Below are 13,400 nucleotides of genomic sequence, written 5' to 3' on the forward strand. Positions count from 1 at the left end.
AGCCAATGAGGTTGACCCATTACCGCTCAAATATTCGGTGACGACCTTAATTCTAAAATCCAAATCAAACTTAACCATAGTAAAACCCCCAAGGTTGGAATTTCTGTCCAACCTTGGGGGTTCACTTATCCCTAAAGGAAACGCAACCACATTTTTATTTGCTTAACAACTCACTTAGTGAATCACAACCTTCATCCCATAAGGTACGTTGTTGTAGACCCACTTGGCATCGGACACCGATAACCGGACACAACCGTGTGACGCGGCCGTCTTGCCCAGTTCCTTGGCTTCACTTTCAATGAAGTTGCCGTCCTTATCCGTTGGCACACTGTGGAAGAGATAAATCCCATGATCCTTCCAAGAAACCCAATATTTTGCCCCTTCACCAGAGCTCTGGTTATAGAAGAACTTGCCACGCTCGGCCTGAATGTAATACGTTCCGTGTGGGGTGCCATTTTCCTTGCCCGTTCCTGTTGAACAGTACATGGTATAGAGCACCTTATTGCCGTTTTTCACGTAGACCCGCTGCTTACTGGTATTCACATCCAGCCACGCATTCGGGTAACTCTTTAAGTTTGGATAGGCCTTATCTTCGGAAGGTGCACGCCAATCAATCGTCTTGGCTTTCGCCTTTGGTTTCACTATTGATTTGGCCGTCTGTGTGATCGCGGCTTTATCCGCCGATGTGTGTTGCATGACGCGGTTAATCCCCACCGCCGCAACAACGACCAACACGACAATAACAACTAATTGTCTGAATCGTCTCATGCTTTTCCATCCTTTTTCGCTGAATTTCAACCCACCGTTAACTGTAACGGATTTCGTGGCAAAAGGGAACGCTTTTTACCGAAACGTAATCTTAGTTTTGTGTCTTCTTCAGACTCAGCTTTTCCACGTTCAAGATCTTGTCGACCAATCCCGTGTAGAAGCTTTCCTCATGGCTGACGATGATGGCATTCCCAGGGAAGCTATTGATGGCCTCCTTCAAGGCTTGCTTGGTCTCGTCATCCAAATGGTTCGTCGGTTCATCCATGATCAGGAAGTTAGCAGGTTCAAATTCCATCATAGCCAGTTTAACCTTGGTCTGTTCGCCCCCGGAGAGCTCACCGATTGGTTTCATAGCATTGGCGGAATCCAAACCACACTTAGACAACTTGGTCCGAATGGCTTTTTGCGGTAACTTTTCATACTTCGCCTGGATAATCTGCAGGGGTGTCTGCCGATTGTTATCCCAAACGAGATCCTGGCTAAAGTAGCTGACACGTGCGGATGGTGAGAAGGACGCCTCCCCACCCTTGGCCTTGATCAGGCCCAAGATGGATTTGATCAGCGTCGACTTCCCGACCCCGTTGAACCCGGTCAGGCCAACTTTTTGGTCGGTCGTCACGGAGAAGGTCACCGGCTTTAACAGCGGCCGGTCATAACCAACGGACAGTTGATCCACGACCAAAGCATTCTGCGAACCCGTTTCCTGGTAGGGAAAATCAAAGTGCGCTTGAATATTCGTGGAAGGTGGATCAACCCGATCCAAACGGTTCAACATCTTTTCCCGTGACTTGGCCATAGTCGACTTGGACCCAGCCTTGTTCTTGCGGATAAAGCGCTCGGCCTTTTCAATCACAACCTGTTGCTTATCGAATTCACGTTGTTGGGCCTTTTCCTTCTCGGCCCGTTGCCGCATAGCCTGCTTGAAGTTTCCTCGGTACTTCGTGATCCGACCGAACGCGACATTAATGATACAGTTGGTGACGTCTTGTAAGAAGTCGTAATCATGGGAAACGATCAGTGCGGCACCCTCGAAGCCGTTCAAGTAGTCTTCCAACCAGTCGATGTGCGCCGTATCCAGGTAGTTGGTCGGTTCATCCAGTAAAATTACATCTGGCGTTTCCAACAACAATTTCGCTAGAATGATCTTTGACCGTTGGCCCCCAGACATATTGGCAACTTCGTGGTCGCGTCCCATGTCGTCCAGACCTAATCCGGAAATGACCCGTTCGATCTCTGTCTCAACGTCGTAAAAGTTTCGTGCGTCAAGCTCTTCTTGAATGCGCCCGGCCCGCTCTAAGAGCTTGTCGTCCATACTCTCGGCGTATTCCGTATACATGGTCGTCATCCGGTCGTTCATCGCATAGAGATCGGCATAAGCCGTGTGGAGAAAGTCGATCAGCGTCATGCCTTCTGGAATATCGGCGTACTGGTCCAAATAACCCACGTGGGTATTCTTCTGCCATTTGACTTCCCCAGTAAGCGGGAGTTCTTGCTCTGTAATAATCTTGATTAAGGTTGACTTACCAACCCCGTTTTGCCCGACGACACCCATGTGTTCGCCCTTCTCTAGGGTAAAACTGGCCCCTTCGTAGAGCTTCTTATCAGCGAAACTCATGCTCAGGTCGTCAACTTGTAATAATGGCACGTGTATCCTTCCCTTCTTCTCTCACGCAGAAAAAGCCCCGACAACGTCAAGGCTCCATCCTAAACCTAATATATAAGTAGTAACTTACCACGAAACGCCCGGGTTCGTCAACTTCTCCGCCTAGGGTCTTTCTTGAAAACTATGCTATAATAGTGAAAATTTACTTGCTAAGGACTGAAACTTTCATGAATATTCGTAATATTGACCATTTAACCCTGACCGTTAGTGACATTGAGCGCTCTGTCCGTTGGTACCACGAGGTTTTCGACCTGCCAGTCATTGAATTTGACGATGGTCGTCGCGGCGTTAAGCTCGGCAAACAAAAGATCAATTTCCAACAGACCGATGCCCCCCATTTGCCAGTCGCCAAACACCCCACGATTGGTGGCGCCGACTTCGCCATCATCGCGACCGACCCACTGGCAAATATCTTATCTCACCTGACTAACTACGCGGTGGAAATCGTGGATGGGCCGCTACCTAAGCAGGGCGCACTGGGCCCAATGACCTCCGTCTACGTCCGCGACCCCGACGAAAACCTCATCGAAATCGGGAAGTATGATAAATAACCTTTTATATTTTCTTAGTGCTGGGATTGTTGTAGAGCGCCGCCTCCGGCTCTTGATAGTCGCTGACCACTAAAACTGTCGGTTAATTATCAAGCTGCCGCGATGATGTGGTTTTCAGCGGTTCAACTCCCCGCCTAAAGACCGCTCTTTAACTTTAGGCGGTTTCAGGCTATTTGTGCCGCTCCACAAGACGCTGACATGGATCAATTTAGATGCACCAAACAACATTGAAATACCTAACATTGGAGGATTGCCTGAATGAATTCTTGGAATAAGGGAATCAACTGGCTACTCGACTGGGTCCTGCGTGACCTCAAGTGGCTGGGTTTCCTACTGCTCTATCTCATTGACAGTATCTTTCTCACTCTGGCAACCCAACAAGCCAGCCACGGGAATGCCACCAACCGAACGATTGGCATGATGCTGATCTATTCTGGGCTGTTGCTGGCCTTTATCACCTGGCGTTATCAGAAACAGCTGCAACAAAATAATCCGCGCCAATTTGGCCGGACCCCCTTTACTGGGAAGACCGTAAGCCAACTGATTGGTTTCTTCATCTTGATGCTGGCGATTCAGTACTCGTGGTCGCTCTTGATTGCCACGCACATTCTGCCCAGTCCCGCCAACCAGACGGCAATTAATTCTCAGGTCTCGCAACTCCCCTTCTGGAACTTGGCCTACGCAATCCTGTTGGCCCCGGTGATTGAGGAACTCATCTTCCGCGGCATCTTTCTGAATTACTTCTTCAGTAAAAATACCCGACTGATGAATTTTCTCGGCATCTTTATCTCGGGAATCATCTTTGGCTTCATGCACGTGTCCAGCTTTACCCCAACGCTGATCATGTATTCCGCGCTAGGCTGGGTGCTGGGCTATAGCTACTTGCACTTCCGCGATATTCGTTACGACATGACTCTCCACTTTTTAAATAACGCGTTATCTTTAATTTGACACAAATAAAGGACTGAGGCCAATCGCCTCAGTCCTTTATGCTCTCTAAAACTATATTGCTAAAACGTGGGACAGAAGGCAGCTCTCTGCGCTTAACCCCATAAGGAGAATCATCCAAACCCAGGATTTTTCTCCTTATGACGTTAATGCTCAGGATCTAAACGCCTTCTGTCCCACTCTGTTAATCTATGTACGGCCGCTTCCCCACGATTTCCTAGTAGTCGTGGTTCCCGCGTCCTTGACGTTTTTCTTGCACCCAGTGATGACCGTCTCGCGGGATCGGCCACCTCACGGGGTTACAAACGCTTCGCTCAACTTTACATGCGGATTCCGTCAAGCTCCCTAAAAATAGGTTACCTTAGAATCTGGCCACAGTATAGAACATTATCAGCGTGATAGAAAGCAAACTCCCACATATCGGGAAAGATGCCGTACACGGGCTAAGACAAAAGTGCCGCTTTGGTCACACCATGTCCCAAACCCTGGGACGCCGCATTATTACGACCATACCTGGTTTGCCACCGCAATGACGTGCTGTAGCTTCTGCCACTCCTCCTCTTGTGTAAGGAGATTGCCCACCGTGGAAGACGCGAAGCCACATTGCGTTGACAGGCCGAGATTGGCTAATGGCACGTGCTGGGCGGCCTCATTTAGTCGTTCCTCCAGTGATGCCGTTGGTTCCAGCTCAGGAGTCTTTGAGGTCACCAAGCCTAGAATCAAGCGTTTATCATGATCTTTTTGCCAAATGGCGTCGAGCGGTTCAAATCCACCAGCACGCTGGCTGTCATACTCCAGGAATAAGCCATCATAGTTCAACTGGCCGAGGTATTCCGCAACTACATCGTAACTGCCGGAGAAGACATAGGTTGACTTGAAATTCCCCCGACAAATATGGGTAGTCGTCGTCAAATCATCTGGTAAGTCTTTGAGGACGGCATTCACCAAGGCGACCGCATCCTTTGCTTGGCTCTCAAAGTTGGCGTGAGCCTCCGGATTATCCTCAGTCGCATTCAGCTCACTAATGAGGTACGCCCAATTAGTGTCGTCCAACTGGAGGTAGCGATTGCCCAACGCGTAGAAGTGCAAAATGGTTTCGTGATACGCCTGAGCCAAGTCGCTTAAGTAGCTGTCCCAATCCGCATAGACATCGTGCCAGTTCGCACCAAACAACAGGGTCGGCGACGGAATGGTCTGCTTGACCCTGACGCCCGCTGGCACCAACGACTGCGTATACTGAAAGTCATCGAAGAACGGATGTGCTGGGTTAAAGGCCACGCGGTCGACCAACTGCGCGGTGTGGAGTTTGTTTCCCCCACCCGCAAAGGAGATGGATTCCTTGAAGTGTTCGCTGATACCGGTCAGATGTTTCCAGAAATCCAAATGCCACCAATTCCGATTGAACTCACCATCTGTGATAGACCGTAGTCCCAAAGCTACCTGCTTAGCCACAACCTTCTGTGTCTCGGCACGCTGCACGTTCTTTAACGCGGCCGCAGTGAGTTCACCACGGTCAAATTTAGCCAACGCATCCTTTAATTCCGGTGTCCGTAACAGGCTACCCACAACATCGTAATGGGTCGGAAATTTTTCTGTTGTTATCTCAGTCATGTTGCATCCCTCACTTTCAGCCTATTTAACGTCTGGTACAACTGCGAATGCCCGCACAGGGAATCCGGGAGCCTTCTCCGCCTTAGGCACGGAGATAAAGATGTAGGCACCAGTAGCTGGAACCAAATCCAAGTTGTCCAACAATTCCACCTGATAGTGGCCGTGCGACAATACGTAGTATTCGCCGACTAGCCCACCTTCTTGGTTGACTGCCGTGTCGGTATCGAAGGTCTCGTGACCGTTGGCCGTCACGTGGCGTTGCTCATAAATGAATTTCAGCGCGTCGAGGTCCCAGCCGGGATAGTGCGCTTGGCCCTTGGCGTCGAGATTCTCAAACTTTTCCTGGCTCGGCCAGCGCTTGCCCCAATCGGTTCGCAAGGCAACGAAGGAATTGGCCGGGATCTTACCGTGCTTAGCCTCCCATGCTTTGATGTCGGCCACACTTAAGGACGCGTCGGCACTCTTCGCGACGGCGGTCGAACGATCAATCACAACCAGTGGCAAGACCAGCTCCTTTAGGTCGAAGTCTTCCACGTACTTGTCCTGATGGGCATCGAAGTGAATGGGCGGATCGATGTGGGTCCCGAATTGTCCAGGGAACGTGTATGATTTGACGAAGAAGCCATCCGCGTGGGTAAAAATTGTCTTGAATTCCGGCTTGGCAAATGATGGAAAACGCGGACTGTCTGGACCAAAGGTATGGGTCAGATCCACCCACTTAAAGTCTTTCAGAGCCGTCACCACTTGCGTAACGGGTGAGGTTGCGGGTTCAACTGTCGCACTAGCATCATTAATTCTGGTCATATAGCATTCCTCCAATGTTTTTTTCTAGTCGTTATTCACGGCTACGCTAATCCTTACTCGTAAAGTCTAATTTTGGCGTCCGGATGGTGAAAAATCTCGTCTTGACTAAGAGAATGACAATTCCCACAGCCAACCATGACGCACCCACTAATTTGGCATCAATCGATAGGTTCAGGAAGATCCAGGCACTCACACTAAAACCAATCAACGGAGACAGGCAGTGCTTCAGAAAGTCACCGACCGTGCTGTGTTTCCCGGTGATATAGAACTTCCAGATCACCGATAGATTCAGGACCATGAAGCCAAACAGAGCGCCGAAACTCACCAAATTAGATACCATATCTTGTGACAGTGCTAGCGATAATACCAGGGAAACCAGACCAACCAAGACGATGGCCACGACTGGCGTCTGATAACGCTTGTGCAGCTTGGCTAACGAACCCGGTAACACGCCGTCACGCCCCATGGCGTAGAGGATCCGGGAAACGGCGGTCTGCCCCTCCTGTCCACTGGCAAAACCGAAGGACAGGATAATCGTGATGTCGGCTAATTTGACGAGCCAAGCACCACCGACTCTGTCGAGAATGCCTAAGAAAGCCGTGTTGGGATTTAGGTTTTGATAATCTGGCGCGACGAACCCGGCCAGCGCGGTGATGAAGACGAAGAGCAGACCAATGCTGACGATGGAAAGAATAATGGCACGGCCCACGGAATGGTAGGGATTCTCGGCCTCTTCGGACAACGTGCTAACCGCATCGAACCCTAAGTAACTGACGATGACGATCCCAGTGGCTTGAAGCACCCCCTGGAAGTTAAAGTGAGCCGGATTGTAGAAGGCCACCACGTTGGGGTGAATGCTTCCCTGAATCAAGGCGGTCACCGTCCCCACCACGAATGCCAGCAAGACGAATGCCTGTAAAGCAATCAATACCCAGCTAATCTTCGTCACGATATTGACCCCTAAGATATTAATCACGGTATTAAACAACACTAACGCCACGATCCACGCCCAACCGGGAATCCCAGGAATAAGTGACTTGCCAAACGACTGCGTAATCAGGTATGTAATCGTGGGGATCAACAGGTAATCCAGGACGATGCCCCAGCCACTGATGAATCCCAAACCGGCAGTCGTTCCCTGCTGAACGTAAGTGTATACGGAACCAGAGAACGGATAGCTTCCGGCCATTGTCGCATAGCTGAATCCGGTGAAGAGCATGGCAATCATCCCCACCAGGTAGGCCAGTGAGACCATCCCATTCGCTGGGGTCAGAAACGACCCGTAGAAAGCCAATGGTGCGACGGGGATCATGAAGGTCACCCCATAAATGACTAAATCTTTCGTGGATAAACTAACTTTTAATTCTGAAGTGGTACTTTCCATAACGTCATCTTCTTATGCAATTTTTTTGTTTCGGTTAAATAATTTCTCCGTGCCGCCGGGCTAGTGGCCATGCTCAGGGGAACTCATTACTCACAAGCCGGCACGAATGCTTTGGCACAAAATCAATTCTCTCTAGAGCAGACCGTGAAGCCTCACCGATGATTGATCACTGCAGTTGGTCATCACCCGTGATTTTTCACAAGTATGACGGTACCTTGTAACTGCCGCCACTGAATCAGTGGACAAAAAAATTCGCCCCCTAAACGTTGTTGTTTAAAACAACGCTTAAGGGGCGAACTATCGCTTTACCACCCTTTGTTCGCGCCAAATGAATTGACGCCTCAACGGTACACTACTGATACCAGGGATGGTAACGGATCCTTCCGCAGGGTTAGCTTGCACTAGCACTGGCCATTTCGAAGCTCATCTTCACCACGTATTTCTCTGCCCGTTCACACCGTCGGGGGCTCTCTTAAAAGGAAACTTGATGGCTACTCTTCTTCTCGCGACATTTTTTCTGTTTGATTGGTGTTTGACTACTTTCTAAAGTCGTCATGCAACGACTCAATACATTAGATAATAATGAGTATCGTTCTCATTGTCAAGAGGCTTTTCACATTATTTTATAATTTATCTGTTCATTACTCCACAAATAGTGACAAGAGATCTTCCTGCCGCAGATTTTGTTTCTCTTCACCACGAACGTCTAATCTGATCTGCCCGTCTTGAACCATGACTAACCGATTACCATAGGTTAACGCGTCACTCATTTTGTGGGTGATCATCATCGTTGTTAATTGGTTTTCCGAAACGATGGTTTGCGTCAAGTCCATGACTTTTCGACTGGTCTGCGGATCTAGGGCCGCCGTGTGTTCATCCAACAATAGCAATTGCGGTTGGCTCAGCGTCGCCATCAGCAGGGAGAGTGCTTGACGTTGCCCACCAGATAAGTATTTCACCTGCGTCGTCAATCGGTTCTCTAAGCCCATGTCCAGTGGCCGTAGTAATGCCTGATACGCTGCGGTCTGCCCACGATGACGGTACCGATGAAGACTCATACTCCCCGTGTGCTGGGCCGCCAATGTCAAATTTTCTGCGACGCTGAGTTCCCCCGCCGTGCCCATCTTGGGATCCTGGAAGACCCGCGACAACCAGCGCGATCGATAGGCAATGGGCTTACGCGTGATCCGGTGTCCCGCCAATGTAAGCTCTCCAGCATCGGCCGTTAGCGTACCTGCAATTGTATTGAGCAATGTAGACTTTCCGGCCCCGTTATTCCCAATGACGGAGACAAAATCACCAGGTTCAATCGTGAGACTGACGTCCTTTAAGACGTGGCGTTCATTTGCCGTCCCGGGAAAGAAGACCTTCTGAAGGTGCTTGACGCTTAATACTGCTGTCTGCTGTAGCATGCGAATCGACTCCAATCTGTGTGAGATAACGCTTCAACTGTTGCTTCGTCTGATATTTGTTGCGGATCAGTGGCAGGCAGATCACAACAACTAGGATGCCTGCGGAAAGAATCTTTAAGTCGTCGACTGGGAAACCGAGGCCCATGGCGACGGTCAACAGGAACCGGTAAATAATGGCCCCGACGACCATGGCCGTCAGCCGCACCCATATTTGACGGCCACGAAGGAAGATCTCTCCCACGAGGACGGAGGCCAAGCCGATCACGATAGTGCCGATCCCCATGCCAATGTCAGCGTACCCGTTGCTCTGGGCGATCAAGGCCCCGGACAAGGCAATGCAACCGTTAGAGACCATGTAACCGATAATCACCATGCGGTCAGTGTAAATACCATTGGCTGCGCTCATTGCCGCGTTATTCCCAGTTGCCATCAGTGACAACCCGAGACGTGTCTTGAACAGCCAAACCAAGGCCACCATGACCACGCCAGTAATGATGGTGCCCACGATGATCGTCTGTAAATCAACGGACCACGTGCCTGGTAAGTAACTGGTCAACACCCGCTGATTTAACAGTGGCACGTTAGATTTGCCCATCACATGCATATTGACTGAGTATAACCCCGTCATCGTCAGAATCCCGGCAAGCAGTGATGGCATGCGGAGCTTGGTATCTAGCACGCCGGTCACCCATCCAGCAATACAGCCAGCCAGGAAGCCTAAGAGACTGGCCACTAACGCGGATTGGCCGCTAACCATCGCACTGACCGTAACGGCTGCCCCGAGTGGAAAGCTCCCCTCCGTGGTCAAATCGGGAATATCTAAAATACGAAATGTAATGAATACGCCGATAGCGAGTGGCGCCCAGAGTAGGCCCTGGCCAATACTAGTGATTAACATAACTGATCTCCCTTTCTGTCTACGGTTCTTGAATCTGACTGGTCTTTAAGCCAATGGCCTTAGCATTAGCCTTGTTGATGTACATGTGGAGCTTCTTTGAAGTTTGAACAGCCATCGTCTGGGGCTTCTTGTTGTTTTCCAATGCGGCGTAGGCCATCTTCCCAGTCTGTTTCCCGAGGTCGTAGTAGTTAATGCCGTAAGTTGCAGTCCCACCGTCTTCTGCCATTTCAATCGAGCCGGTCACAACGGGTAATTTAGCGGCCTTCGCCTTCTGGCCGATGGTCTTCATGGCACTGGCCATCAGGTTATCAGTTGGCAGGTACAAGCCAGAAATCTTGCCCTCCAAGCCAGCCAGAACACTGGTGACATCGTTGGTACTGGTGGCGCTAACGATCTTCAAACTCAGGTGATGCTTCTTAGCGTAAGCCTTGGCCAGATTAACTTGTAACACGGAATTCTCTTCGGAAGAGTTGTACATGATACCGAGGGGCTTGTTGCCCTTACTCATGCTAGCTAACAGCTTGAGTTGTAAGCCAACTGGTGTCAAATCACTCGTCCCACTGACGTTGGTCTGAGGCTTGCTGTTGGATTTGACCAACCCAGCCGCCTTTAGATCTGTGACGGCCGTGACCAGTGTTGGTGTGGTCTTGGTCTTCTTGGCCAGTGCCTGAGCAGCTGGTGTGGCGATCCCTAACAGGAGATCATTCTTTTGTTGAACCAATTGTTGGCTCATCGTATTTAAGTTTGATTGGTCCCCCTGTGCATTTAAGTAGTGGTATTTCACGGTCACTGACTTATGATGGGCCTTGAGTTCTTGCTTCAAACCGGCCTTGAATCCTTGCCGGGCTTCATCGAGAGAGCCATGTTGCACGACCTGCAGAATCCCCACGTTCAAAGTACTCTTGCTGCTGGCGTCGGACTTACTGGAACAGCCCGCCAATGTTAATCCCAATCCTAATAATGCCATGCTCGTCAGTAATAATTTTTTCATAATCGATTCCCTCCAGATATGTTGGCCAGCCGTGCTGACCGTTGTGGTTGCGCTTTTCATATGTGTTGCCATTTTGTCAGAAATGTTGGATTTGGTTGATAAATGATACTTGAATTTACCGGTGATACTGGTAAATTCTGCCCACGGATTAGATCAACTGGCTGTTTAGCTAGTAACCCTTGGACTGGCTCAGCGCGTCCGCTGTTGCCGGTCCTGGCTACTTCTGAAACGCGTTCAGTCGGGCAGGTTCCTGCCTTCACGCTCTAAACAAAAAAACACCAGATAGATTCTAAGTAGAATCTACCTGGTGTTATCGGGCCCGATAATATTTCTCCAGATAGATTATACCCGTATCTATCTGGCGCTTAAAGTCATGTTGAAAAACTTTAGCTTATCGATAGATACGAACGCAATTGAGCGGCGCGTTCGTATCCAAGGATGCTGAATACAAACGCTATCTAAAGAAGAAGCTAAAGGCAAATTGGCTATTCAAATGAGTGAGGTTATTTTGCTTCATGAGTGAAGTTCCTTTCATTTATCAATTTACAATTACTAGTTAACCATTAAAAAAAGGCGGTGTCAACCCTAAATTTCTAATCTATTTCTCATTATCGAGAATTAAGCTCTCGAAATCCTGTGACCACGCCATCCCCATTGCACCATCACCCACGTGCACGCCAAAGCTGGGACCGATCAACGCCACGTCGAATTTTACCGTGGGAAAACGTTCCTGTGCAGCCGCCAACCACCGGGGTGTTGCTTCGGGTTGGTCCGCATTTAAAATCGTCGCCTTGACCGGATACGTCGCGGCGAGGTCCACCGCGAGATCGTCGAGGAAGTCCCCGCGGGCCCCACGCCACCGTAAGGTACTGCCGGCATATCGCATTTTACCGGATGGTTCAAAACTTAAGATTGGCTTCCCCGCATGCAGGGGCGTGCTCCCAGGACCAGTCGGGTTGACTTCTCCCGTCCGTAACAGTGGCTTGATTGAATCCACCACGAAAACACTGTGAATCGTCTGCCGCAGCAAGGTCATCTGAGTGAAAATTTCTTCAACTGTCGCCCCGCGATTAATCAATTCCGCCGCCAGTCGGACCTGATCGCCCATAACTGTTAAGATACCACGTGAATCCCATGGCCACACGTGAATTGCATCGATGCTTTCGGCAAATGCCGCCAATGTATTCACGAAACCGGAGATTCCCAGCGATGGCCCCACGATGATCACGTCGGTATAGCCCTGCTTGACCAAGTCATCGCAGGCTGCTTGAATTGTCTTCATCGAAAGCTGGGGCGCGGTTGGCACGACTTTTTTAGTCTTTGCCAGCCGCATTAGCCGGTAATAATCCGCCGTTGAAAGGTCCTGGTATTCGTGATACTGACGATTTCCAAACATTATTGGCGCTGGCAACAAGGTGATGTGACGCTGGTCGGCCTCGGTAAAGTCGATGCCGGCTGAAGTATCCGTCATAATTGCAATTTTCATGGTTTCTAGCAACCTCCTTGAGGTTCTAACATCTTTTTATGATTTAGTTACTGGATTGACTATAAGCTGATAATTTCCGCCTGCGATTGTCAGGGATGGCGCTGTCACAGCCGCGCCATCCCTGGCCGCCTCCGGATACGCTAGTTTTTTTCACTTTAATTTTTTCAATCATATGAAGCCGCCACTAACCCTACCATCGCCAAATATTAGAAATAATCCTTTGCCACACCATCGCGGTAGTTTCACTCTCGAATTCTGCCAATGATGTTGTTACCAGAATTTTCATTCTTGCGAAGATAAGTCGTTAACGACCTCGGATTAGCCAACGTCAAGCATCACAATTTCTAAAATTTGCTACTCGTCGCGTAATCGTTAAAGTCCAGTATACCAAAAATTAAAAATTATGGTTGACGGTTTTTCAGCAATGCCGTACACTAAATCTATTCGAGAAACGGAAAGAAGGAAAGTTTAGATGCAAATGTCTAGCATTCAACTTAATGGACGTTGGCAAAGCCGGTAATCAAGTCGTCATCGCTGTAGATGCGACTTGAGCTCCCAGAGCGATTTTCGCATCTGCGCCGGCTAACTTTCTGATGCAATAGCCCGCACGGATGTCTTCTATCCGGCAATGCGGGCCTTTTTCTTGGGCACCCAGCCGGACTGGGTGCTCTTTTTTTTGATAAGAGTGCGGAAGAAGGCGGTTAGACTCTGAGCATTAACGTCAATAAGGGCAAAAGCCCGGGCCTGGCTTTTTCCTTATTGGGGTTAAGCGCAGGAGTCTGCCTTCTGGAACACGTTTCCGCTATGTTGCATTAGAGCAAAGCCTCGAACAGCAATCACCACTAAGTACAACCCCGGGCCTGGCTTTTATCGTTATTGGGGTT

General features: G+C 49.6%; 11 protein-coding genes. 2 read left to right on the plus strand and 9 right to left on the minus strand.

Annotation, left to right across the window (positions count from 1 at the left end):
• Positions 1–174: 174 nt before the first annotated feature.
• Together ACKTSF_RS10585 and ACKTSF_RS10590 are read right to left on the minus strand one after the other, a co-directional pair.
• Positions 175–768 (minus strand): L,D-transpeptidase, encoded by a 594-nt coding sequence (locus tag ACKTSF_RS10585; protein ID WP_407889254.1) that lies wholly within the window; start codon positions 766–768, stop codon positions 175–177.
• Positions 769–859: 91 nt separating this feature from the next.
• The gene (locus ACKTSF_RS10590; protein WP_407889256.1) at positions 860–2,413 is read right to left on the minus strand and encodes an ABC-F family ATP-binding cassette domain-containing protein; all 1,554 of its coding nucleotides are present in this window, start codon (positions 2,411–2,413) and stop codon (positions 860–862) included.
• A 185-nt stretch (positions 2,414–2,598) separates the two neighbouring features.
• Here ACKTSF_RS10590 and ACKTSF_RS10595 point away from each other — a divergent pair, with 185 nt between their 5' ends.
• Positions 2,599–2,982, plus strand: a complete 384-nt coding sequence (locus tag ACKTSF_RS10595) for a VOC family protein (RefSeq protein WP_407889258.1) — start codon at positions 2,599–2,601, stop codon at positions 2,980–2,982.
• A 258-nt stretch (positions 2,983–3,240) separates the two neighbouring features.
• A complete protein-coding gene (locus ACKTSF_RS10600) occupies positions 3,241–3,933 on the plus strand; it encodes a CPBP family intramembrane glutamic endopeptidase (RefSeq protein ID WP_407889260.1) in 693 nt (230 codons plus the stop codon).
• A gap of 498 nt (positions 3,934–4,431) precedes the next feature.
• Here ACKTSF_RS10600 and ACKTSF_RS10605 read toward each other — a convergent pair whose 3' ends face one another.
• The 7 genes from ACKTSF_RS10605 to ACKTSF_RS10635 all read right to left on the minus strand — a co-directional run bounded on the left by ACKTSF_RS10605 (position 4,432) and on the right by ACKTSF_RS10635 (position 12,516).
• Positions 4,432–5,541 carry a 5-methyltetrahydropteroyltriglutamate--homocysteine S-methyltransferase gene (locus tag ACKTSF_RS10605; RefSeq protein WP_407889261.1) on the minus strand — a complete coding sequence of 370 codons (1,110 nt, stop codon included), beginning with the start codon at positions 5,539–5,541 and terminating at the stop codon, positions 4,432–4,434.
• Between the two features lie 21 nt (positions 5,542–5,562).
• Entirely contained in the window at positions 5,563–6,345 is a 783-nt protein-coding gene (locus tag ACKTSF_RS10610) for a cyclase family protein (protein ID WP_407889263.1), read from the minus strand.
• Between the two features lie 46 nt (positions 6,346–6,391).
• Positions 6,392–7,729: an APC family permease gene (locus ACKTSF_RS10615; RefSeq protein WP_407889265.1), complete on the minus strand. Its 1,338-nt coding sequence runs from the start codon at positions 7,727–7,729 to the stop codon at positions 6,392–6,394.
• A 641-nt stretch (positions 7,730–8,370) separates the two neighbouring features.
• Entirely contained in the window at positions 8,371–9,141 is a 771-nt protein-coding gene (locus ACKTSF_RS10620; RefSeq protein ID WP_407889267.1) for an ABC transporter ATP-binding protein, read from the minus strand.
• Positions 9,071–10,039 carry an ABC transporter permease gene (locus tag ACKTSF_RS10625; RefSeq protein WP_407889269.1) on the minus strand — a complete coding sequence of 323 codons (969 nt, stop codon included), beginning with the start codon at positions 10,037–10,039 and terminating at the stop codon, positions 9,071–9,073. Before ACKTSF_RS10625 ends, ACKTSF_RS10620 begins: the two co-directional genes overlap by 71 nt.
• A 19-nt stretch (positions 10,040–10,058) precedes the next feature.
• The gene (locus tag ACKTSF_RS10630; protein ID WP_407889271.1) at positions 10,059–11,030 is read right to left on the minus strand and encodes an ABC transporter substrate binding protein; all 972 of its coding nucleotides are present in this window, start codon (positions 11,028–11,030) and stop codon (positions 10,059–10,061) included.
• A 598-nt stretch (positions 11,031–11,628) separates the two neighbouring features.
• Entirely contained in the window at positions 11,629–12,516 is an 888-nt protein-coding gene (locus ACKTSF_RS10635) for a DegV family protein (RefSeq protein WP_407889273.1), read from the minus strand.
• Positions 12,517–13,400 lie beyond the last annotated feature (884 nt).

The organism is Levilactobacillus muriae, from assembly GCF_045862015.1.
In the GTDB taxonomy this organism is placed as follows: domain Bacteria; phylum Bacillota; class Bacilli; order Lactobacillales; family Lactobacillaceae; genus Levilactobacillus; species Levilactobacillus muriae.

Bases quoted from the DNA above. Each gene is read 5' to 3' on its own strand.
- ACKTSF_RS10630 (WP_407889271.1), bottom strand. From the start codon at position 11,030: ATGAAAAAATTATTACTGACGAGCATGGCATTATTAGGATTGGGATTA.
- ACKTSF_RS10625 (WP_407889269.1), bottom strand. From the start codon at position 10,039: ATGTTAATCACTAGTATTGGCCAGGGCCTACTCTGGGCGCCACTCGCT.
- ACKTSF_RS10635 (WP_407889273.1), bottom strand. From the start codon at position 12,516: ATGAAAATTGCAATTATGACGGATACTTCAGCCGGCATCGACTTTACC.
- ACKTSF_RS10605 (WP_407889261.1), bottom strand. From the start codon at position 5,541: ATGACTGAGATAACAACAGAAAAATTTCCGACCCATTACGATGTTGTG.
- ACKTSF_RS10610 (WP_407889263.1), bottom strand. From the start codon at position 6,345: ATGACCAGAATTAATGATGCTAGTGCGACAGTTGAACCCGCAACCTCA.
- ACKTSF_RS10615 (WP_407889265.1), bottom strand. From the start codon at position 7,729: ATGGAAAGTACCACTTCAGAATTAAAAGTTAGTTTATCCACGAAAGAT.
- ACKTSF_RS10595 (WP_407889258.1), top strand. From the start codon at position 2,599: ATGAATATTCGTAATATTGACCATTTAACCCTGACCGTTAGTGACATT.
- ACKTSF_RS10620 (WP_407889267.1), bottom strand. From the start codon at position 9,141: ATGCTACAGCAGACAGCAGTATTAAGCGTCAAGCACCTTCAGAAGGTC.
- ACKTSF_RS10600 (WP_407889260.1), top strand. From the start codon at position 3,241: ATGAATTCTTGGAATAAGGGAATCAACTGGCTACTCGACTGGGTCCTG.
- ACKTSF_RS10585 (WP_407889254.1), bottom strand. From the start codon at position 768: ATGAGACGATTCAGACAATTAGTTGTTATTGTCGTGTTGGTCGTTGTT.